General features: G+C 64.5%; 19 protein-coding genes and 2 tRNA genes. 3 read left to right on the top strand and 18 right to left on the bottom strand.

Features of this window, described 5'->3' with window-relative positions:
- Positions 1-8 precede the first annotated feature (8 nt).
- Positions 9-1,175, top strand: coding sequence for a PepSY-associated TM helix domain-containing protein (locus AC56LK_RS00930; RefSeq protein ID WP_497182695.1), 1,167 nt, complete (start codon positions 9-11; stop codon positions 1,173-1,175).
- Here AC56LK_RS00930 and AC56LK_RS00935 read toward each other — a convergent pair.
- Entirely contained in the window at positions 1,126-2,025 is a 900-nt protein-coding gene (locus AC56LK_RS00935) for a LysR substrate-binding domain-containing protein (RefSeq protein WP_497182696.1), read from the bottom strand. The genes AC56LK_RS00930 and AC56LK_RS00935 overlap by 50 nt on opposite strands.
- A gap of 98 nt (positions 2,026-2,123) precedes the next feature.
- Between AC56LK_RS00935 and AC56LK_RS00940 the strand changes: the two genes are divergently transcribed.
- Entirely contained in the window at positions 2,124-2,834 is a 711-nt protein-coding gene (locus AC56LK_RS00940) for a glutathione S-transferase family protein (RefSeq protein WP_497182697.1), read from the top strand.
- 51 nt (positions 2,835-2,885) lie between these two features.
- Here the strand turns inward: AC56LK_RS00940 and AC56LK_RS00945 are convergent.
- From AC56LK_RS00945 to AC56LK_RS00960, 4 genes are all read right to left on the bottom strand, one after another.
- Positions 2,886-2,961 (bottom strand) — tRNA-Asn (locus AC56LK_RS00945).
- 68 nt (positions 2,962-3,029) lie between these two features.
- The gene (locus AC56LK_RS00950) at positions 3,030-3,788 is read right to left on the bottom strand and encodes an alpha/beta fold hydrolase (RefSeq protein WP_497182698.1); all 759 of its coding nucleotides are present in this window, start codon (positions 3,786-3,788) and stop codon (positions 3,030-3,032) included.
- Between the two features lie 123 nt (positions 3,789-3,911).
- Positions 3,912-3,987 (bottom strand) — tRNA-Asn (locus AC56LK_RS00955).
- A 115-nt stretch (positions 3,988-4,102) separates the two neighbouring features.
- A complete protein-coding gene (locus tag AC56LK_RS00960) occupies positions 4,103-5,314 on the bottom strand; it encodes an amino acid aminotransferase (RefSeq protein ID WP_497182699.1) in 1,212 nt (403 codons plus the stop codon).
- Positions 5,315-5,429: 115 nt separating this feature from the next.
- Here AC56LK_RS00960 and uvrB point away from each other — a divergent pair, with 115 nt between their 5' ends.
- Entirely contained in the window at positions 5,430-7,526 is a 2,097-nt protein-coding gene (gene uvrB / locus AC56LK_RS00965; protein WP_497182700.1) for an excinuclease ABC subunit UvrB, read from the top strand.
- Positions 7,527-7,558: 32 nt separating this feature from the next.
- Here the strand turns inward: uvrB and AC56LK_RS00970 are convergent, their stop codons facing one another.
- From AC56LK_RS00970 to AC56LK_RS01030, 13 genes are all read right to left on the bottom strand, one after another.
- Complete coding sequence (locus AC56LK_RS00970) at positions 7,559-7,828, bottom strand: RES family NAD+ phosphorylase (protein WP_497182701.1); 270 nt, start codon at positions 7,826-7,828, stop codon at positions 7,559-7,561.
- Positions 7,829-7,895: 67 nt separating this feature from the next.
- Positions 7,896-8,492, bottom strand: coding sequence for a MarC family protein (locus AC56LK_RS00975; protein WP_436105072.1), 597 nt, complete (start codon positions 8,490-8,492; stop codon positions 7,896-7,898).
- Between the two features lie 74 nt (positions 8,493-8,566).
- Positions 8,567-9,034, bottom strand: coding sequence for an Lrp/AsnC family transcriptional regulator (locus tag AC56LK_RS00980; protein WP_497182702.1), 468 nt, complete (start codon positions 9,032-9,034; stop codon positions 8,567-8,569).
- Between the two features lie 271 nt (positions 9,035-9,305).
- On the bottom strand, positions 9,306-9,845 hold the full coding sequence (locus AC56LK_RS00985; protein ID WP_209585874.1) for a phosphoribosyltransferase: 540 nt from the start codon (positions 9,843-9,845) through the stop codon (positions 9,306-9,308).
- A gap of 33 nt (positions 9,846-9,878) precedes the next feature.
- Positions 9,879-11,195 carry an adenylosuccinate synthase gene (locus tag AC56LK_RS00990; RefSeq protein WP_497182703.1) on the bottom strand — a complete coding sequence of 439 codons (1,317 nt, stop codon included), beginning with the start codon at positions 11,193-11,195 and terminating at the stop codon, positions 9,879-9,881.
- Between the two features lie 3 nt (positions 11,196-11,198).
- Positions 11,199-12,353, bottom strand: coding sequence for an ATP phosphoribosyltransferase regulatory subunit (locus tag AC56LK_RS00995; RefSeq protein WP_497182704.1), 1,155 nt, complete (start codon positions 12,351-12,353; stop codon positions 11,199-11,201).
- Positions 12,354-12,605: 252 nt separating this feature from the next.
- The gene (gene hflC, locus AC56LK_RS01000; protein WP_497182705.1) at positions 12,606-13,478 is read right to left on the bottom strand and encodes a protease modulator HflC; all 873 of its coding nucleotides are present in this window, start codon (positions 13,476-13,478) and stop codon (positions 12,606-12,608) included.
- A complete protein-coding gene (hflK, locus tag AC56LK_RS01005; RefSeq protein ID WP_497182706.1) occupies positions 13,478-14,767 on the bottom strand; it encodes an FtsH protease activity modulator HflK in 1,290 nt (429 codons plus the stop codon). Before hflK ends, hflC begins: the two co-directional genes overlap by 1 nt.
- A gap of 3 nt (positions 14,768-14,770) precedes the next feature.
- Positions 14,771-15,943 carry a GTPase HflX gene (gene hflX / locus AC56LK_RS01010; protein WP_497183035.1) on the bottom strand — a complete coding sequence of 391 codons (1,173 nt, stop codon included), beginning with the start codon at positions 15,941-15,943 and terminating at the stop codon, positions 14,771-14,773.
- A 32-nt stretch (positions 15,944-15,975) separates the two neighbouring features.
- Positions 15,976-16,212 (bottom strand): RNA chaperone Hfq, encoded by a 237-nt coding sequence (gene hfq / locus AC56LK_RS01015; protein WP_026354376.1) that lies wholly within the window; start codon positions 16,210-16,212, stop codon positions 15,976-15,978.
- Between the two features lie 140 nt (positions 16,213-16,352).
- On the bottom strand, positions 16,353-17,696 hold the full coding sequence (gene der / locus AC56LK_RS01020) for a ribosome biogenesis GTPase Der (protein ID WP_497182707.1): 1,344 nt from the start codon (positions 17,694-17,696) through the stop codon (positions 16,353-16,355).
- A 9-nt stretch (positions 17,697-17,705) separates the two neighbouring features.
- Positions 17,706-18,887, bottom strand: coding sequence for an outer membrane protein assembly factor BamB (bamB, locus tag AC56LK_RS01025; RefSeq protein WP_497182708.1), 1,182 nt, complete (start codon positions 18,885-18,887; stop codon positions 17,706-17,708).
- Between the two features lie 92 nt (positions 18,888-18,979).
- A complete protein-coding gene (locus AC56LK_RS01030; protein ID WP_497182709.1) occupies positions 18,980-19,654 on the bottom strand; it encodes a YfgM family protein in 675 nt (224 codons plus the stop codon).
- Positions 19,655-19,688 lie beyond the last annotated feature (34 nt).

The following is a 19,688-nucleotide window of genomic DNA, read 5'->3' on the forward strand; positions in this document are numbered from 1 at the left end:
AGCGGTCGATGAGCTTCCGCGCCTGGTATGCGGTCCATAAATGGACCAGCCTGGTCAGCACCCTGTTCCTGCTGATGCTGTGCGTGACCGGCCTGCCCCTGATCTTCTCGCACGAGATCGCCCATCTGACCGGCGCCAGCGTGGAGCCGCCGGCGCTGGCGCCCGGCCACACGGGCCAGGCCAGCATCGACCGCATCGTCGCCGACGCCCAGGCGCGCCGCCCGCAAGACGTCCCGCAGTTCCTGGTGGCCGAAGCCGACGAGCCGGAACTGCTTCACGTGCGCATGGCCGACAAGATCGACTCGGAAGGCCTGACGGCCTTCTATACCTACGACGCGCGCAGCGGCGCTTTCCTCAGCGAGTACCCGCTGGGCCAGGGTTTCATGGACCTGATGCTGCGCCTGCACACCGACATGTACCTGGGCCTCGGCGGCACCCTGTTCCTCGGCTTCACCGGGCTGCTGCTGGGCGCCTCGATCGTGTCGGGCATCTGCGTGTACGGGCCCTACATGAAGAAGCTGCGCTTCGGGACCGTGCGGCGCGCGCGCGCTACCCGGCTCAAGTGGCTCGACCAGCACAACCTGCTGGGCATGGTGACCCTGGTCTGGCTGCTGGTGGTGGGCCTGACCGGCACCATCAATGCGCTGAACCGGCCGATCTTCGCCGCCTGGCAGGCGACCGAACTGGCAGCGCTGGCCGCGCCCTATCGCAAGCAGCCTGCCGTCACCGGGCCGCTGTCGGCCGATGCGGCGCTGCGGGCCGCGCGCCGGGCGCATCCGGACAAGTCGCTGAGCTTCATGGCCTATCCGGGCAACGGCTTCGCCACGCCGCAGCACTTCGTCGCCTTCATGAACGGGAATACGCCCCTGACCTCGAAGCTGCTGTCGATCGCGGTGATCGACGCGCGTACGGCGCAGGTGGTGGCCAGCGGCGAGATGCCCTGGTACGTGTCGACCCTGATGCTGTCGCAGCCGCTGCACTTCGGGGATTACGGCGGAATGGCGCTCAAGCTGCTGTGGGCGCTGCTGGACGTGCTCAGCATCGTCGTGCTGTGGAGCGGGCTGGTGCTGTGGTGGCAGCGCAGGAAGGTGACGGCCGAGCAGAAGCTGGCGTCGCTGCAGGGCGTTATCCAAGCAACGGTATCCGTTCCGCCAGCACATCCGCGACTGCCCTGACGGACGGCAGCTGCCCACGCCGGTGCGGTATCAGCAAGGTGGTCGTCACCTGTCCCGCCGTCCATTCGGGCAGTACCCGCAGCAGCCTGCCGGCCTGCAGGGCCGCGCCGCACAGCTTGCGCGGCAGGCAGGCGATGCCCATGCCGCCGGCGGCCGCAGCCAGCAGAATGCTCGACTCGTTGGCCGACAGGCGGCCGCGCGGCAACACCTCGACCACCTCGGCTAGCTCACCATCGCGCTGCAGGCGCCAGGGCGGCGCCTGCGGATGAACGAGCAATCCCTCATGCCCCGCCAGCTCGGCCGGCGCCGCAGGCGTGCCGCGGGCGGCCAGATAGTGCGGCGCCGCCACCAGGTACACGGGATCCACGCACACGGTGCGCTGGATCAGGCCTGAATCCGGCAGCGGCGCGAAGTGATCGCGCACGGCGATATCGATGCCTTCCTGGATGATGTCGACGAAGCGGTCGGCTGCCTGGACGGCCACGTGCAGCTTGGGATACCTGCGCGCCAGTTCCAGCAAGGGCTGCGCCAGCGCGGTCTGCGCCGTGGGAATCGAGGCCGTGATGCGCACGATGCCGCTCGGCTCGGCCAGGCGCCGGCGCACTGCGTTCTCGGCCGCCTCCGCCTCGATCAGCATCGCGACCGCGTGCCGGTGAAACTCCCGCCCCAGGTCGGTCACCGTGAAGCGGCGCGACGAACGCTGGATCAGCCGCACGCCCAGCTCCGCCTCGAGCGCCGTGATGCGCTTGGACAGCGTGGATTTCGGCGTTCCCGTGACGCGCGCGGCAGGGGCGAAGCCGCCATGGTCGATGACCTGGGTGAAGAAATATACGTCATTCAGATTCAGCATCATCGTCTCCGTGTGTGGACGCTGATTCTACTTTAGACCGTCTATCGCTCCATCGTCCACGAATTTATAGTTCGTGTACTTTCACTCAGGAGATCAACATGGAACAGGTTCTTTTCTACGGCGTACCGAGCGGCTGCTCGCTGGCATCGGTCATCGCGCTCGAATGGCTGGGACAGCCTTACAAGCTGTGCCGCATCGAGATGCTCGAGCACCCCTGGCCGGCCACCTTTGCGCGCGCCAACCCACGGATGAAAACCCCGGCGCTGATGCTGGCGCCGAAGGTAAGCTTGACCGAAAGCTTCGCGATCCTCCAGCACATCGGTTCGCGCGGCATCGACGCGGGCCTGGGCTTCCGCCAAGGCACGCTGGAATTCGATCGCCTGGCCGAAACCTTGTCTTACCTGACCACCGACTTTTTCGCGTCCTTCGGGCCACTGTGGAAACTGTACGAAACCCGGGGCTTGCCGGAAGACCTGCGCCAGCGCATGCGCGCCGAGGCAGTGACACAGGTGAACGTGGAACTCGGCCACGTCGAGCGCATGCTGGCCGACCGCGCATGGCTGCTGGGAGGCGCCACCCCGACGGTTGCCGATGCCTATCTGTTCGCAGTCGGCCGCTGGGCGGCGTATCACGAGGTGGGTGACCTGGCACGCAGCTACCCGGCCGTCTTCGCCCACGCCGAGCGCATGAGGGAGCTGCCGGCCGTGCGTTTCGCGCTGGGAATCGAGGCGAACGAAGCGGTGCAAGGAGGCAGCGGGTTCCGCGGCCACGTGAGCCTGGCCACGCTGCAGGAATCAGGCGTTCTTTGACACCCTGAAATGAAAACAGCCCTGCGATTTCTCGCAGGGCTGCATATATTCTGGCTCCCCGACCTGGACTCGAACCAGGGACCTGCGGATTAACAGTCCGTCGCTCTACCGACTGAGCTATCAGGGATTAGAGGCCGTATTATAGCAGCGCTTTTCGATTCCGCGAAGTCCTGCGCTATCGAAAGGCAAGATTTCCTACACCTGGACCCGCTTGACCAGCTTCGCGAGTTCGTCCAGCACCAGCCGCGGCTCGGACATCTGCGGGAAGTGCGCGCTGCGCGGCGCGATCACCCGCTCGCCCAGCGGCGACAGGCGCGCGAGCAGCAGCTGGTTGCGCTCGCGTTCGCGCTGCGCCTCGCTTGACACCATCCAGCGCGGCAGGCGCTTGCCGCCCGACAGCACGGTGACCGGAATCGGCGGGAACGGCGGCGCCTCGCCGATTTCCTCGACCGTCTCGGCCTCGTTGCTGATCTCGTCATTCGGATCCGGCGGCGAGACACGGTCCAGCAGGCCGGCCACGGCGCGCTGCAGGCGCGAACGGTAGCGCTTCATGTTGCGCACGTCATCCGGCGCGGTCGCCTCCAGGAACAGCACGCCGCAGGTTTCGTCGGGATACACGCGGGCGAACAGGTTGGCGTGCAGGCCGCCGAAGGAGTGCCCCACCAGCAGGAATGGCGGCTTGGCGCCGATCTCGCGCAGCAGCGCGCGCAGCTGCAGGACGACGGTGGTGCCCATCTGCGGCTCGCGCGGACGCCCGCTGCCGCCGACGCCGGGCCGGTCATAGCTCATCACCGCGCCCAGGGTCTCGATCTCGGGAAACAGCTTGAACCAGCCTTCGAGGGTGGCGCCGGCGCCTCCCAGCATGACGATGGTCGGGCTGCCCTTCCCCGACAAGGAAAACCGGAACACCTGTCCGCCGACGGCGAGCCTCTTGCTCGATGGTAGATGTTTCACTGTTCGTCCTGAAGAGTTTGCTGCCGCCAGCGTACCGCGTGTGTATGCCTCCTTGCAACCAAAAGTGTTGTTTGACGCACCAACAAAAAAGGCCACATCTCACGATGTGGCCTTCTGCAATTCTGGCTCCCCGACCTGGACTCGAACCAGGGACCTGCGGATTAACAGTCCGTCGCTCTACCGACTGAGCTATCAGGGAATTGATGACAGCATTATATGTTTGCGGTGACAGCGTGTCAAATTCACGTCATGTCGCGCAGCCATCTTTGCTGCTCTTCGGAAACAACTCTCGTCAGTTCCGAAGAGCCGCGATTTTAAAGAACTTTCGCAACGGCGTCAACGACGCGGTCGATGTTGGTCGAGTTCAGGGCAGCAACGCAGATACGGCCGGTGTCGACCGCGTAGATCGACTGCTCGCGCAGCTTGCCGACCTGCTCTTTCGTCAAGCCCGAGTACGAGAACATGCCGACCTGCTCGCGCACGAATTCGAAATCGTGGCCCGGCGCTTTTTCCTTGAGCTTCGCGACCATCACGTTGCGCATTTCGCGGATGCGCACGCGCATGCCGGCCAGTTCTTCTTCCCACAGCTGGCGCAGCTCCGGGGTCGCCAGCACGGTGGCGACCACCTTGCCGCCATGGGTCGGCGGATTCGAGTAGTTGGTGCGGATCACCCGCTTGAGCTGCGAGAGCACGCGTGCGGTTTCTTCGGCACTGGTGCCGACGATCGACAGTGCGCCGACGCGCTCGCCGTACAGCGAGAAGGACTTCGAGAACGAGTTCGACACCAGCAGCGGGATGCCGGTCTCGGCGAAGCGGCGCACCACGGCGCCGTCTTCGGCGATGCCGTCACCGAAGCCCTGGTAGGCCATGTCGAGGAATGGCACCAGGCCGCCCGCGACGACGGCCTCGATCACGTGGCCCCATTGGTCCTGGGTCAGGTCGGCGCCGGTCGGGTTGTGGCAGCAGGCGTGCAGCACCACGATGGACTTGGCCGGCATGGCCTTCAGGGAGGCCAGCATGCCGTCGAAATTCACGCCGTGGGTGGCCGGGTCGTAATAGGTGTAGTTGTTGACGGCGAAGCCGGCGCTCTCGAACAGGGCGCGGTGGTTTTCCCAGCTCGGGTCGCTGATGTAGACCTCGGAATTCGGCGAGAAACGCTTGAGGAAGTCGGCGCCCAGCTTGAGCGCGCCGGTGCCGCCCAGGGCCTGCGCGGTGATCGCACGCTTCTCTTGAATTACGGCGCTGTCGGCCCCAAATACCAGCTCTTGCACGGCCTTGTCATACGCAGCCAGCCCTTCGATGGGCAGGTAGGTACGCGGCGCCGGCTGCTCCATCAGCTTCGCTTCCGCCTTCTGCACGCACTGCAGCAAAGGCACCTTGCCATTATCGTCATAGTAGACGCCCACTCCCAGGTTAATCTTGCCTGAATTGGTGTCGGCGTTGAACGCTTCGGTAATGCCCAGGATCGGGTCGCGGGGCGCCATGTCGATGGCGCCGAAGAGGCTGGCGGAGGCTGTGGAAGTCATCGTGATAAACTGAGTTTTGTCGGTGGGTTCGCAGCGGTTTCATGGAACGACACTGCTTGTATAGTCATGCTGCAGTGCCGCAAGCGGATTCCCATTCTAGCAAAGGTCTGAAAGTATGGCAGATTTATCCATCGCAAATGCCCCGGAGCCGACCGTCATCACCTATCCCGGATCGCCCTTCAAGCTGCACCAGCCCTTTCCTCCGGCCGGTGACCAGCCGACCGCGATCGCCGGCCTGATCGAAGGCATCAATGACGGCCTGATGTACCAGACCCTGCTCGGCGTGACGGGTTCCGGTAAAACCTACACGATGGCGAACGTGATCGCGCAGGCGGGCCGTCCGGCCATCGTGTTCGCACCGAACAAGACGCTGGCGGCCCAGCTGTACGCGGAGTTCCGCGAATTCTTCCCGCAGAACGCGGTCGAGTATTTCGTCTCCTACTACGATTACTACCAGCCGGAAGCCTACGTGCCGCAGCGCGACCTGTTCATCGAAAAGGACTCGTCGATCAACGAGCACATCGAGCAGATGCGCCTGTCGTGCACCAAGTCGCTGATGGAGCGGCGCGACGTGGTCATCGTCGCCACCGTGTCGGCCATCTACGGTATCGGTAATCCGAACGAATACCACAAGATGGTCCTGACCCTGCGCCATAAAGACAAAGTGGCGCAGCGCGACATCATCGCGCGCCTGATCCAGATGCAGTACACGCGCAACGAGATGGACTTCTCGCGCGGCTCCTTCCGCGTGCGCGGCGACACCATCGACATCTTCCCGGCGGAGCACGCCGAACTCGCGATCCGCGTCGAGATGTTCGACGACGAGATCGAATCGCTGCAGCTGTTCGACCCGCTCACGGGCCGCGTGCGCCAGAAGATCCCGCGCTTCACGGTCTACCCGGGCTCGCACTACGTCACGGCCCGCTCGACCGTCCTGCGCGCGGTGGAATCGATCAAGGCCGAGCTGCGCGACCGCCTCGAATACTTCCGCACCGAGAACAAGCTGATCGAGGAACAGCGCCTCGAGCAGCGCACCCGCTTCGACCTCGAGATGCTGGCCGAGATCGGTTTTACCAAGGGCATCGAGAACTACTCGCGCCACCTGTCCGGCTCGATGCCGGGCGAACCGCCGCCGACCCTGATCGACTACCTGCCCAAGGACGCGCTGATGTTCATGGACGAGTCGCACGTGATGATCGGCCAGCTCAATGCGATGTACAACGGCGACCGCTCGCGCAAGGTGAACCTGGTCGACTACGGTTTCCGCCTGCCCTCGGCGCTGGACAACCGGCCGCTGAAGTTCCAGGAGTTCGAAGGCAAGATGCGCCAGACGATTTTCGTGTCCGCCACGCCGGCCGACTACGAAAAGGAAAAGGCCGACAACGTGGTCGAGCAGGTGGTGCGTCCCACCGGCCTGGTCGACCCGCTGGTCATCGTCAAGCCGGCGCGCTCGCAGGTGGAAGACCTGATGAGCGAGATCACCGACCGCATCGCCAAGGACGAGCGCGTGCTGGTGACCACGCTGACCAAGCGCATGGCCGAGCAGCTGACCGAATACCTGAGCGACCACGGCATCAAGGTGCGCTACCTGCACAGCGATATCGAGACGGTGGAGCGTGTCGAAATCCTGCGCGACCTGCGCCTCGGTACCTTCGACGTGGTGGTCGGCATCAACCTGCTGCGCGAGGGCCTCGACTTGCCGGAAGTGTCACTGGTGGCGGTGCTGGACGCGGACAAGGAAGGCTTCCTGCGTTCCGAGCGTTCGCTGATCCAGACCATCGGCCGCGCGGCGCGCAACCTGAACGGCGTGGCGATCCTCTATGCCGACCAGATGACCGATTCGATGAAGCGCGCGATCGACGAGACCGAGCGCCGCCGCGCCAAGCAGATCGCGTTCAACGAAGCGAACGGCATCACGCCGAAGGGCGTGAACAAGAAGATCAAGGACATGATCGACGGCGTGTACAGCAACGCCGCCCAGAAGGCCATGGCCGAGGGCATCCAGGAAGACGCCGCGACGGCCAAGGTCGAGTCGATGAGCGAGAAGCAGATCAGCAAGGAGATCAAGCGCCTCGAGAAGCTCATGGTGGACCACGCCAAGAACCTCGAGTTCGAGAAGGCGGCACAGGTGCGGGATCAGTTGCATGTGCTCAAGCAGCAGGCCTTCGGGGCGCCGGGGACGGACAACGTGGTGTCGATCCTGGGCAAGTAAGCCCGGCAAGCCTTGGAAGTCGTTCCCGCTGTTCAGGGAACGGTTTTTTTCGCCTCAGTCTTTCTTCGCGGCGCCACGTCCACGCCCAGCCCGGGATCGTCGGGCAGGTCGACCGCCACCAGCACCAGCCCCGGTTCGTCGCCCTCGGCATGGACGAACTTCTCGAGCACCGCCAGCTCCACCGTCATGGCCGAATACAGGGCCGCGCAGCCCTCTTCATGCCAATGTCCGCCGCTCTTGCGCGCGCCCTCGCAGCTGCGGTCGAGGGCCACGTCTTCTTCCGCGATTCTCCAGGTTCTCATGCGAGCTTGTCTCCAGTTGTCCCGGGTCCAGCATACACCGGCACCGGGCGCGGGAGCAGCGCTGCCCTCACAGCGTCTTGACGAACTCTCGGATACCGCCCAGCAGCATCTCGACCGACATGGCGGTCAGGATCAGGCCCATCAGGCGCTCGAAGGCGGTCATGACCTGCGGGCCGAGCTTTTGCTGCAGGCGCTCGGCGCTGAGGAAGACCGCCAGCCACACCACGCCGACGGCGGCCAGCGCAGCCACGTGCACCATGGTCTCGGTCAGGCTTCCTGAGCTGAACAGGAGCACGGTGGCCAGGGCCGACGGGCCGGCCAGCGCGGGAATCGCCAGCGGCACGATGAAGGGCTCGCCGCCCTCGTTGCGGCCGAGTACGCCGTCAGGATGCGGGAAGATCATGCGGATCGCAATGATGAGGAGGATGACCGCGCCGCCGATGCGCAGTGCCACCGGCGACAGGTGCAGGGCCGCCAGGAAGTGCTGGCCGAAGAACATGAAAACGAGCAGCAGGAGGAAGGCGATCGCGCATTCGCGCACCACGATGCGGGCGCGGCGCTGGACCGGCACTTCCTTCAGGGCCGCGACGAACAAGGGGACATTCCCAAACGGGTCGGTGACGAGAATCAGGAGGATGAAGGTCTGGAAGAAGCTTTGGGTCATCGGTTTCTGATTGTTATTGTCGGCAACCGCCGCATCTTAACAGACTGCCATGAAATGGCGACCCCGGCTTTGTATCAGGGCTCCACGGAATGGGTGCGCTTGAGAGTGCGCAGCACGAAGGTGGAACGGCTGTGGCGGATGCCGGGAATCTTGTACAGGCGCTGGCGCAGGAAGCGCTCGTAGCCCTCGGTACCGGCCACCGCCACCTTGATCAGGTAGTCGTAGTCGCCGGTCAGCAGGCTGGCCTCCATCACCTCGGGCAGCTCCGCCAGCGCCTTGCCGAACTGTTCGAAGATCTCGTCGTCGTGGCGCTCGAGCGTGACCTCGATGATGACGGTGTCCGGCAGGCCCAGCGCGCGCTGGGAAAGGATCGCTGCGTATTCCTCGATGAAGCCGGTTTCTTCCAGGGCACGGACCCGGTTCCAGCAAGGGGTGGGCGACAGGTGCACGCTGTCGGCCAGTTTCTGGTTGCTGATGCGGCCGTCCCTGCGCAGGATGCGCAGGATCTTGCGATCGATCTCGTCGAGCTCGCCGTCTTTCATGAAGGTTCTCCTATGTTTTTCTTAAAACACAGAAGATTCTCCCACAGTTTGCACAAGATAGGAAAACTACAAAAGCACCTTCCAGGGCCGCGCCGCTACCATGGAATGACTTTATCGAGACCTTCCCGCGCCGCCCCGAACCTTCGCCACGACCGAAGCTGCATCGCGCGCCGCGGACGCTTCTTCACGAGAGAAGCCGCAACAAAGCAAAAGGGCAGGGAAGGCTCGCGCCTCCCCTGCCCGTTCGCTTGCCCTTTTCAGGGGCAACGGACTACTTCTCGAACTTCTTCATCCACGCCGACAGCTGGTGCGGACGCAGGCCGTCGTAGTCCTCGAACGGCTGGTGGATCCATGGGTTGTGCGGCAGGTCTTCCAGGTGGTAGTCCGGCTTGAAGGCCGAGGTACCTTTCACCCAGATGACGGCCGAACGCACTTCGCTGACGTCCGGGTAGTTGGTCTGCAGGTGCTCGCGCACCTTCTGCAGGGTCACGCCCGAATCGGCCAGGTCGTCGACCAGCAGGATGCGGCCGGCCAGCGGGCCCTTGGTCATCGTCATGTACTTGGCGATGTCCAGGTTGCCCTGCTTGGTGCCGGCTTCTTCGCGGTAGGAGCTGGTCGACAGGATCGCCAGCGGCACGTCGAAGATGCGCGAGATCACGTCGCCGGGACGCACGCCGCCACGCGCCAGGCACAGCACCATGTCGAACTTCCAGTTCGATTCATACACTTGCAGCGCGAGGCGCTCGACCAGGCGGTTGTACTCGTCCCAGGAAACCCAGAGGTCCTTGTCGGTCGATGCAGGGGTGTTCATTTCAGGCTATTCCTATTTTTTTATAGTTGGGTCTTATGCCGCGAAGGGGTGGCGCAGCACGATGGTTTCTTCGCGGTCCGGGCCGGTCGACACCATGTCGATCGGGATGCCGACCAGCTCTTCGATGCGCTTGATGTAGGCGCGGGCGTTGGCGGGCAGCTCTTCCAGCGACTTGGCGCCGACGGTGCTTTCGGTCCAGCCCGGCATCTCTTCGTAGACCGGCTGGCACAGCGCGGCTTCTTCGGCGCCGACCGGGAAGATGTCGACGTCGCGGCCGTCGATCCTGTAACCGGTGCAGAGTTTAAGGGATTCGATACCATCCAGCACGTCCAGCTTGGTCAGGCACATGCCCGACACGCCGTTGATCTGGACCGAGCGGCGCAGCAGCGCGGCGTCGAACCAGCCGCAGCGGCGCGCACGGCCGGTCACGGTGCCGAATTCGTGGCCCACGCGCGACAGGTGCTCGCCGACGCCCTGGTCGGTCGGCAGTTCGGCCGGGAACGGGCCCGAACCGACGCGGGTGGTGTAGGCCTTGGTGATGCCCATGATGTAGTGCAGCATGCCCGGGCCGACGCCGGCGCCGGCGGCGGCGTTACCCGCCACGCAGTTCGACGAGGTGACGAAGGGATAGGTGCCGTGGTCGACGTCGAGCAGCGAACCTTGCGCGCCTTCGAACAGCAGGCTGCCGCCGGCCTTGTGCGCGGCGTGCAGGAGCGAGGACACGTCGGCGACCATCGGACGCAGGCGTTCGACCTGTGCCATCGCGTCGTCGTAGGTCTGCTGGAAGTCGATCGCTTCGCCGCCCAGGTAGTTCACCAGCACGAAGTTGTGGTACTCGAGGTTCTCTTTCAGCTTCTCGGCGAAACGCTCCGGGTTGAGCATGTCGGCAATGCGGATCGCGCGGCGCGCCACCTTGTCTTCGTAGGCCGGGCCGATGCCCTTGCCGGTGGTGCCGATCTTGTTCTCGCCGCGCTTGGCTTCGCGTGCCTTGTCGATGGCGACGTGGTAAGGCAGGATGACCGGGCAGGCTTCCGAGATCTTCAGGCGCGACACGACTTCGACGCCGGCCGCGGCCAGCTTGTCGATCTCGCGCAGGACGTCCGGCACCGAGACCACGACGCCGTTGCCGATGTAGCAGGCCACGCCTTCGCGCATGATGCCCGAGGGGATCAGCTGCAGCGCGGTCTTCTGGCCCTTGATCACGAGCGTGTGGCCCGCGTTATGGCCGCCCTGGAAACGGACGACGCCGGCCGCATGGTCGGTCAGCCAGTCGACGATCTTACCCTTGCCTTCATCGCCCCACTGGGTGCCGATGACAACGACGTTCTTTGCCACGTTAGTATTTGACATCACTTAACCTAAGTTTTTGAGAATCCAATTTCCGTTTTCGAGGACGAGCACGCGGTCGCACTCGAACTCGTCCTGAACATTGTCGTGACCCGGCATGCTCTGGATCACGACTTCGCCTGCCTTGCGCAGGTCAGCGATTTTTTCCTTCAGCTCGGGGGCATTGCCCCATGGCGCGCGGATGGAATGCTTGCGCTCAGCTAGCGGCAGCAGCCGCGCCAGTTCGCGCAGGTCGAGCGAGAAGCCGGTCGCCGGGCGCGCGCGTCCGAAGGCCTCGCCCACATGGTCGTAGCGGCCGCCGCGCGCCACCGCGTTCGGCAGGCCCGGCACGTAGAGCGCGAACATGGCGCCGCTTTCGTACTGGTAGCCGCGCAGGTCGGCCAGGTCGATCGCCACTTCGGCGCGGCCGATGGCGCCCGCCGCCAGCGCGGCCAGTTCGGCCAGCGCGCGCGTCACGCCGGGCAGTGCCGGCAGCATTTCCTTGGCACGGCCCAGCACCTCGACGTCGCCGTAGAGCTGGGTCAGCGCCAGCAGGGCCTTGCGGGTCTCGGGCAGGTAATTGTGCGTGAACTCGTCCAGGCCCGGCGCATCTTTCGCGCGCAGCAGGCAGGTCAGCTGGGCTTCGTCGCGCTGCGCGGCCGGGTCCGCGGCCAGCAGGGCGCGCAGGATGCCGACGTGACACAGGTCGAGGCGGACGTCGGTGAAGCCGGCCAGCGCGACAGAGCCGAGCGCCAGTTCCTGGATCTCGGCGTCGGCTTCGAGGCCGGCATGGCCGTAGATCTCGGCGCCGATCTGGATCGGCTCGCGGGTGGCGTGCAGGCCCGAGGGACGGGTATGCAGCACGCTGCCGGCGTAGCACAGGCGGGTGACGCTTTCGCGGTTGAGCAGGTGGGCGTCGATGCGCGCCACCTGGGTGGTCATGTCGGCGCGCAGGCCGAGCAGGCGGCCGGAGATCTGGTCGACCACCTTGAAGGTGCGCAGTTCGGTGTCCTGCCCTGCCCCCGCCAGCAGCGACTCGACGTACTCGAGCAGCGGCGGCATCACCAGTTCGTAGCCGTACAGGCGGAAGGTGTCGAGCATCTTGCGGCGCAGATCTTCGATCTTGCGCGCCTCGGACGGCAAGACATCGGCGATATTCTCAGGCAAAAGCCAGTTCGGCATGGGCAGACAGCTAACGGGTTGTTTTTAAGAGCGATGCAAAGAGCACTGCGGAGCGCACACGCGTGCTGGCGCACGGTGCGAGCGCCGAATCGGTGATTTTACCCGAAAATGCCAAGGCGTAGGCGGGGGATGTTGGTTTGACAGGCCTGATGGCTTGTCAGAGTGCCATTGTGCAACGCTTGTATAGACTGAAAACTGCCGGGTAAACGTCACGTGGGCGGCAGAGCCGCCCACGTTATCAGACAATCCGGCTTACTTGCTGCCCGGCTGCTTGAAGTACTTGAAGAACTCCGAATTCGGATCCACCACCATCACGTCCCCACGGTTCTTGAAGGTCGCCCGGTAGGCTTCCAGCGAGCGGTAGAACCTGGCGAATTCCGGGTTCTTGCCAAACGCATCCGCATAGATCGCGGTTGCTTTCGCATCGCCGTCACCCTTGATCTTCTCGGCCTCGCGGAAGGCTTCGGCGATGATCACGGTGCGCTGGCGGTCGGCGTCGGCGCGGATCTGTTCGGATTCGGCGGCGCCGGTCGAACGCAGTTCGTTGGCCACGCGCACGCGCTCGGCCTTCATGCGTTCGTACACCGAGTTGTTGATCTGCTCGATGTAGTCGACGCGCTTCAGGCGCACGTCCACCACGCCGACACCGATCTCCTTGGCTTCGGCCACGACCTTTTCCTTCACCGCCTCCATCACGCGTCCACGCTCGCCCGAGATCACTTCGCGCACGGTGCGCTTGGTGATTTCGTCGTTCAGGGCCGCCTTGATGATCTGGGACAGGCGGTCGCGCGCACGGTTTTCATCGCCGTTGAAGCTGACGTAGTACAGGCGCGGATCGGTAATGCGCCATTTCATGAAGGCATCCACCAGGATGTTCTTCTTCTCGGCCGTGATGAAGCGGTCGGCGTCGGGCGTGTCGAGCGTCAGGATGCGCTTGTCCAGGTAGATCACGTTCTGGAAGGGCGGCGGCAGCTTGAAGTGCAGGCCCGGTTCGGTGATCACGTCACGCACCTGGCCCAGGGCGAACACGATGGCGAAGCGGCGCTGGTCCACCACGAACACGGTCGACGACAGCAGCATCAGGGCAATGAAGCCCGCCACAAATAAAGTTACGAGGCGGTTCATTAACGGCTCTCCCGATCACGTGAGGAATCGCGGCTCCGGCTGTCGCGCTGACGCACCGAATCCATGGCTTGCATGACGTCCGCCGGCGCCGACGATTGCGGCACCGGAACCTGCTGCGGACCGGAACGGCCGCCCACGGCTTCGTTGCCGGCGCCCTGCCCGATCAGTTTGTCCAGCGGCAGGTAGATCATCGGGTTGCCGGTGCGCGAATCGACCATCACCTTGCTGGTGCTGGAGAAGATCTGCTGCATCGTGTCGATGTACATGCGGTCGCGGGTCACGGCCGGCGCCTTCGCATAAGCGGCCACCACCTGGTCGAAGCGCGAGGCGTTACCGGTCGCATTCTCCACCACCATCGAGCGGTAGGCTTCGGCGTCCTGCTGGAGGCGGAAGGCCTGGCCGCGCGCCTGCGGGATCACCTGGTTGGCGTAGGCTTCGCCTTCATTCCTGGCGCGGGCGCGGTCCTGGCCGGCCTTGACGGCGTCGTCGAAGGCTTCCTGCACCTGCTCCGGCGGCTGCACCGCCTGCATGGTCACGTTGGTGACCAGGGCGCCGAGCGCATAGCGGTCGACGATCTTCTGCATCATCTGGTGCACGTCCACCGCGACCTTCTCGCGGCCTTCGTACAGCACGAAGTCCATCTTGTTGCGGCCGACCACTTCGCGGATCGCGGTCTCGGCGACCTGGCGCACGGTCTCGTCGTTCTCGCGGTTGTTGAACAGCCACTGGACCGGGTCCTTCAGCGTGTACTGGACCGCGAACTGGATGTCGATGATGTTTTCGTCATCGGTCAGCATCAGGGCTTCGGCCGGCTGCTTGTTGCGCACGTTGGCGCGGTAGCCAATCTCGGCGGTACGGATCTGCGAGACGTTGACGGTCTCGTGGGCCTGGATCGGATACGGCCAGCGCCAGTTGAAGCCGGCGCCGGTCTTGTGGCTGAGCTTGCCGAAGGTGGTGACGACGCCGACCTGGCCTTCCTGCACGATGAAGGCGCCGCTCGCCAGCCAGATCAGGCCGACGATCACCGCCACCACGCCGGCGGTGACGCTGGCGCCGCGCATGTCGCCGCGGCCGGACGGGCCGTTGCCGCCGTCGCCGCCGTTGTTGCGGCCGCCGAAGATGCGGTTGAGGCGGGCGTTGAAGTCGCGCCAGAGTTGATCGAGGTCGGGCGGGCCTTCACCCGGCCGGCGGCCCTCCTGGGCCTTGGGGTCACCCTGGGGTTTATGGCCCCAGCGTGGATCGTTGAGCGACAGTTTGATGCCGCAACGCTTGAGTAAAGAAACGAGCATAGGCTAGTGTGGCCCGAGATGGGTAGAGGTTGTTATATTGTTCTCTGCAGAACTGCCCAGGGAGCCGCCCACCGCCGGTTCGTCCCCGTCCCGCGCGTTGCCCGCGCGCGCCGCCTTGGCCGACTCGACGATGGCTTCGCGCAGCAGGTCCAGTCCAGCTCCGCTGTGGGCGCTGATGAAAACGCGGCTGATCTTATCATATTCATCACGCTCGACCCCGGGCTCGAGCCCGGCCGCATCGATCTTGTTCCAGACCAGGATCTGGGGCACGTGATCGGCGCCGATCTCGCGCAGCACCTCGTTGACCTGCTCGATCTGCTCCATGCGCACCGGCGAATTGCCGTCGACCACGTGCAGCAGCAGGTCGGCGTGGATGGTCTCTTCGAGCGTGGCGCGGAAGGCCGCCACCAGCTGGTGCGGCAGTTCGCGCACGAAGCCGACGGTATCGGAAATCACCACGCTGCCCACCTCGTCGCCGAGGTAGAGGCGGCGGCTGGTGGTGTCGAGGGTTGCGAACAGCTGGTTCGCAACATATACCCCGGCCTTGGTGAGCGTGTTGAACAGGGTCGACTTGCCGGCATTGGTATAACCGACGAGCGACACCGAGAACGTCTGGTTGCGTCCGCGCTGGCGGCGCTGGGTCTCGTGCTGCTTGCGCAGCTTGGTAAGACGGATGCGCAATTGCTTGACGCGCTCGCCGATCAGGCGGCGGTCGGTCTCGAGCTGGGTTTCGCCGGGACCGCGCAGGCCGATACCACCTTTCTGGCGCTCCAGGTGGGTCCAGCCGCGGATCAGGCGCGTGGCCAGGTGCTGCAACTGGGCCAGTTCCACCTGCAGCTTGCCCTCATGGCTCTGGGCGCGCTGGGCGAAGATGTCGAGGATCAGGCTGGTACGGTCGACCACGCGCACCTCGAGGCGGCGCTCCAGGTTGCGCTGCTGCGCCGGAGACAGGGCGTGGTTGAAGATGACGATGTCGATCCGCTCGGCCTTGCAGGCCACGGCGATCTCGTCGGCCTTGCCGCTGCCGACGAAATGGGCGGGATCGGGACTGCCGCGCTTGGCCGTGATCGTGGTGATCGGTTCGGCGCCGGCGGAGCGCGCAAGCAGGGACAGCTCTTCGAGGCTGGCGGTAAAGTCGCCAGCGCCGAAGTCGATGCCGACCAGCGCTGCGCGCATGGAGGTGTTGCCGGGGGCGTCAGCCATCGGCCTTACTCGGCTTCGGAGTCGAGGTTAAGGTTGACGGCGCGGGCCGGGACGACGGTGGAAATGGCATGCTTGTAGACCATCTGGGTCACGGTATTACGAAGCAGGACGACGTACTGGTCGAAGGATTCGATATGGCCTTGCAGCTTGATGCCGTTGACCAGGTAGATGGAGACGGGGACGTGCTCCTTGCGCAATGCGTTCAGGAATGGGTCTTGTAACAGTTGCCCTTTGTTGCTCATAACAGCTCCGTAATGTTGTTGTAGTTTAAAAGTTGTGGCGATTTGCCGATTTTCAAGTGCCTGGGCCACATTCCGCTATGGCGAATGAAAGCCCTGAGCTACTGTAACCTGTTTTGCCACTTTTTGTCGTCCTGCTACGGCTAATTCTGCTCCCTGGCAAATGGATTCTTCCCGGACTTGAATTCGATGCGTACCGGGGTACCCACGAGGTTGAAGATGTCGCGGAAATGCTTCTCCAGATAGCGCTTGTAGGGGTCGCTGACGGCTTCCAGCGCATTGCCGTGGATCACGATGATCGGCGGGTTCTGGCCGCCCTGGTGGGCGTAGCGCATCTTCGGACGGGTGCTGCCCTTGCGCTTCGGTTCCTGCTTCTCGATCGCTTCCTGCAGCGCGCGGGTCAGGCGCGGGGTCGACAGGTTGGCGGTGGCGGCGGCATAGGCCGAATCCACCGACTTCATCAGCTGGCCGATGCCGGTGCCCTTCAGCGCCGAGATGAAGTGGGTCTTCGCGAAGGACAGGAAGTCGAGCTTGCGGTCGAGGTCCATCTTGACCTGGTCGCGGTCGTCCGACTGCAGGCCGTCCCACTTGTTGACGGCCACCACCAGCGCCCTGCCCGACTCCAGGATGAAGCCGGCGATGTGCGCATCCTGCTCGGAAATATCCTGCTGGGCATCCAGCAGCAGGACGATCACGTTGGCATCCGAGATCGACTGCATGGTCTTCACGACCGAGAATTTCTCGATGGCCTCGAAGATCTTGCCGCGGCGGCGGATACCGGCGGTGTCGATCAGGGTGTATTTCTTGCCGTCGCGCTCGAAAGGCACTTCGATCGAGTCGCGGGTGGTGCCCGGCATGTCGAAGGCGATCACGCGCTGCTCGCCGACCAGGGTGTTGATCAGGGTCGACTTACCCACGTTCGGGCGGCCGACGATGGCAATCTTGATGCCGTGGTCGGGGTGTTCCGGCTCGTCTTCCTCGTCGGGACGGTTCTCGAGGGCGAAATCGAGGGCTTCGTTGACCAGGTCGTGCACGCCGTCGCCGTGGGCGGCGGAAATGACGTACGGGTCGCCCATGCCGAGTTCATAGAAATCGGCGGTGACCGAGGTGTACTTCATGCCCTCGGACTTGTTGACCACGAGCATGACCTTGCGGCCCGTCTTGCGCAGGTAATCGGTGATGGTCTTGTCGTGCGGGGTCAGGCCCTGGCGACCGTCGACGATGAACACGACGACGTCGGCTTCCGCCACCGCCTGGCGCGTCTGCAGCGCCATTTCGTGCATGATGCCCTCTTTGGCGACCGGTTCGAAACCGCCGGTGTCGATGACCAGGAACGGCCGTTCGCCGATCCGGCCTTCGCCATAGTGGCGGTCGCGGGTCAGGCCAGGGAGGTCGGCCACCAGCGCGTCCCGCGAGCGGGTCAGGCGGTTGAATAGGGTCGACTTCCCGACGTTCGGGCGACCAACGAGTGCAATTACCGGCTTCATTGTTTTATTCTATTCGACCGCGATGGCGGTCACAGTTCCATTTTGTGTTTGAAAGATCAGGTGCGAGCCAGCCACCTGCGGGGTGCCGATGATGGCGCTGCCATCGGTGGCGGCACGGGCGAGGAAAGCGCCGTCCTCGCGCGACAGGAAATGCACGTAGCCCTGGTAGTCGCCCACCGCCACCGCGCGGCCGAAGGAGACCGGGGTCGACAGGCGGCGGAAGGCCAGCTTGTCGTTTTTCCAGGCGTTCGAGCCGGTGTCGCGGTTATAGGCGAACAGCTCTCCCTTGTCGCTAGGGGCGAACACGAAGCGCTGGTCGACGGCGACGCCAACTTCCGACGACAGGTCGCGGGTCCACTTCACCGAACCTGCCGCCGCATCGAAGCAGGCGACCCGGCCCTGGTAGGAAACGGCGCAGACGTCGCCCTCGAACAGCACCGGCGCGCCGCCGATGTCGGTTACGCGCTCGAGTTCGGTGGCGCCGCGCGCCACGCCGACTTCCTGGTCCCAGCGCGGCGCGCCGGTGGCCAGGATGAAGGAGGACAGGCGGCCCGCCGGCTGGGCGATGATGACGTCGCTGCCATTGATCAGCATGCCCGGCGCAGTGCGCAGGGTCAGTGCCGGCGTCACGCGCTGTACGGTCCACTTGCGTTCGCCGGTCCTGGCGTCCAGGCCGACGATGCGGTTGTCGAGGCTGCGCGCGACGACGACGCCCTGGCCAACCACCGGCGAGGACAGGAGTTCGCTCGACAGCTGCGAGCTCCACAGCTTCTTGCCGTCCATGTCGAAGGCCAGCACGGTGCCCTTGGCGCCGCCGACCACGATCAGGTTGCCGTCGGTGCCGACGCCGCTCGAGAGTTCGCTGCCGGCCTTGGTGCGCCACAGCAGCTTGCCGGTGGCGGCTTCGACGCGCGCGATGTCGCCGTCGCCGCCGGCCACCACCACGGTGTTGCCTGCCAGCGCAGGCGAGAACACGTGCGGGCCGGCCTTGCCGATGTCGAGCTTCCATGCGGTACGCACGGCCATGGTGGCCTTCAGCTCGACCAGGGGCGCCGGCTGGTCGGTCTTGTCTTTCGAGGCGAAAGGATTGAGCGAGCTGAGTTTATTGACCATGCTGGATGGGCTCATGCTCGAGCAGCCCGTCACCAGGGCCAGTACACCAACACCAACAAGTTTGCTGCTAATACGCATATTCTTTAACCTTGTTCCTGGACTGTAGACTGTAGAGGACGCAAAGCCCGCGCACGCCTTTCGCAAGCGCGCGCGGGCCTGTCAATCAGGCATTACGCGGCGGCTGCGGGCGCTTTCGCGTCTTTCGCTTCCGTCGGCACGGTGCCGCCGATGGCTTCGAGCTTCAGCTGGACCAGCTGGCGGCCCGGGTTATCCTTGTGCATCGCCGCGAACGCGGCCACATAGGCCTGACGTGCTTCGGCAATCTTGTTCTGCGCCACCAGCACGTCGCCCTTGCGGTCCGACACCTCGGCCGAGAACTGCTCGGGGAACTTGTCGTTCAGCAGCTTGAGCGCGGCGTCGAAGGACTTCTCGTCCAGCAGCACGCCAGCCAGGCGCAGCTTCGCGATGGCCTTGTATTCGTCGTTGCCATTGTCCACCACCCATTGCAGCTGGGCCTTGGCGGCCTTCAGGTCATTCGCCTCGAAGGCGGTCTTGGCGGCGCCCAGGGCGGCCATCTGCGCGTAGGTCGTGCCCTCGTACTTCTTCTGGATGTCGCCGGCGATGCGCTGGGCCTTGGCATTGTCGCTCGCAGCGAGCGATGCCTGCAGCTCGTCATACAGCGCCGAGGCCTCGACGGCCTGGCTGCGCTTGTGCGAATTCCAGAAGTTGTAGGCGGCGTAGGAGCCGAGCGCGATGATCAGCACCGCATAGATGATGTTGCCGTAGCGGGCCCAGAAGGCCTTGAAGTTCGCTATCTGTTCCTGCTCTTCGAGGTCGTATGCCATTGTCTGCTCTGTTTTTCTAGTGGTGGATCGGTAC

The sequence above is a fragment of the Telluria sp. ZB4P36 genome (genome assembly GCF_059685865.1).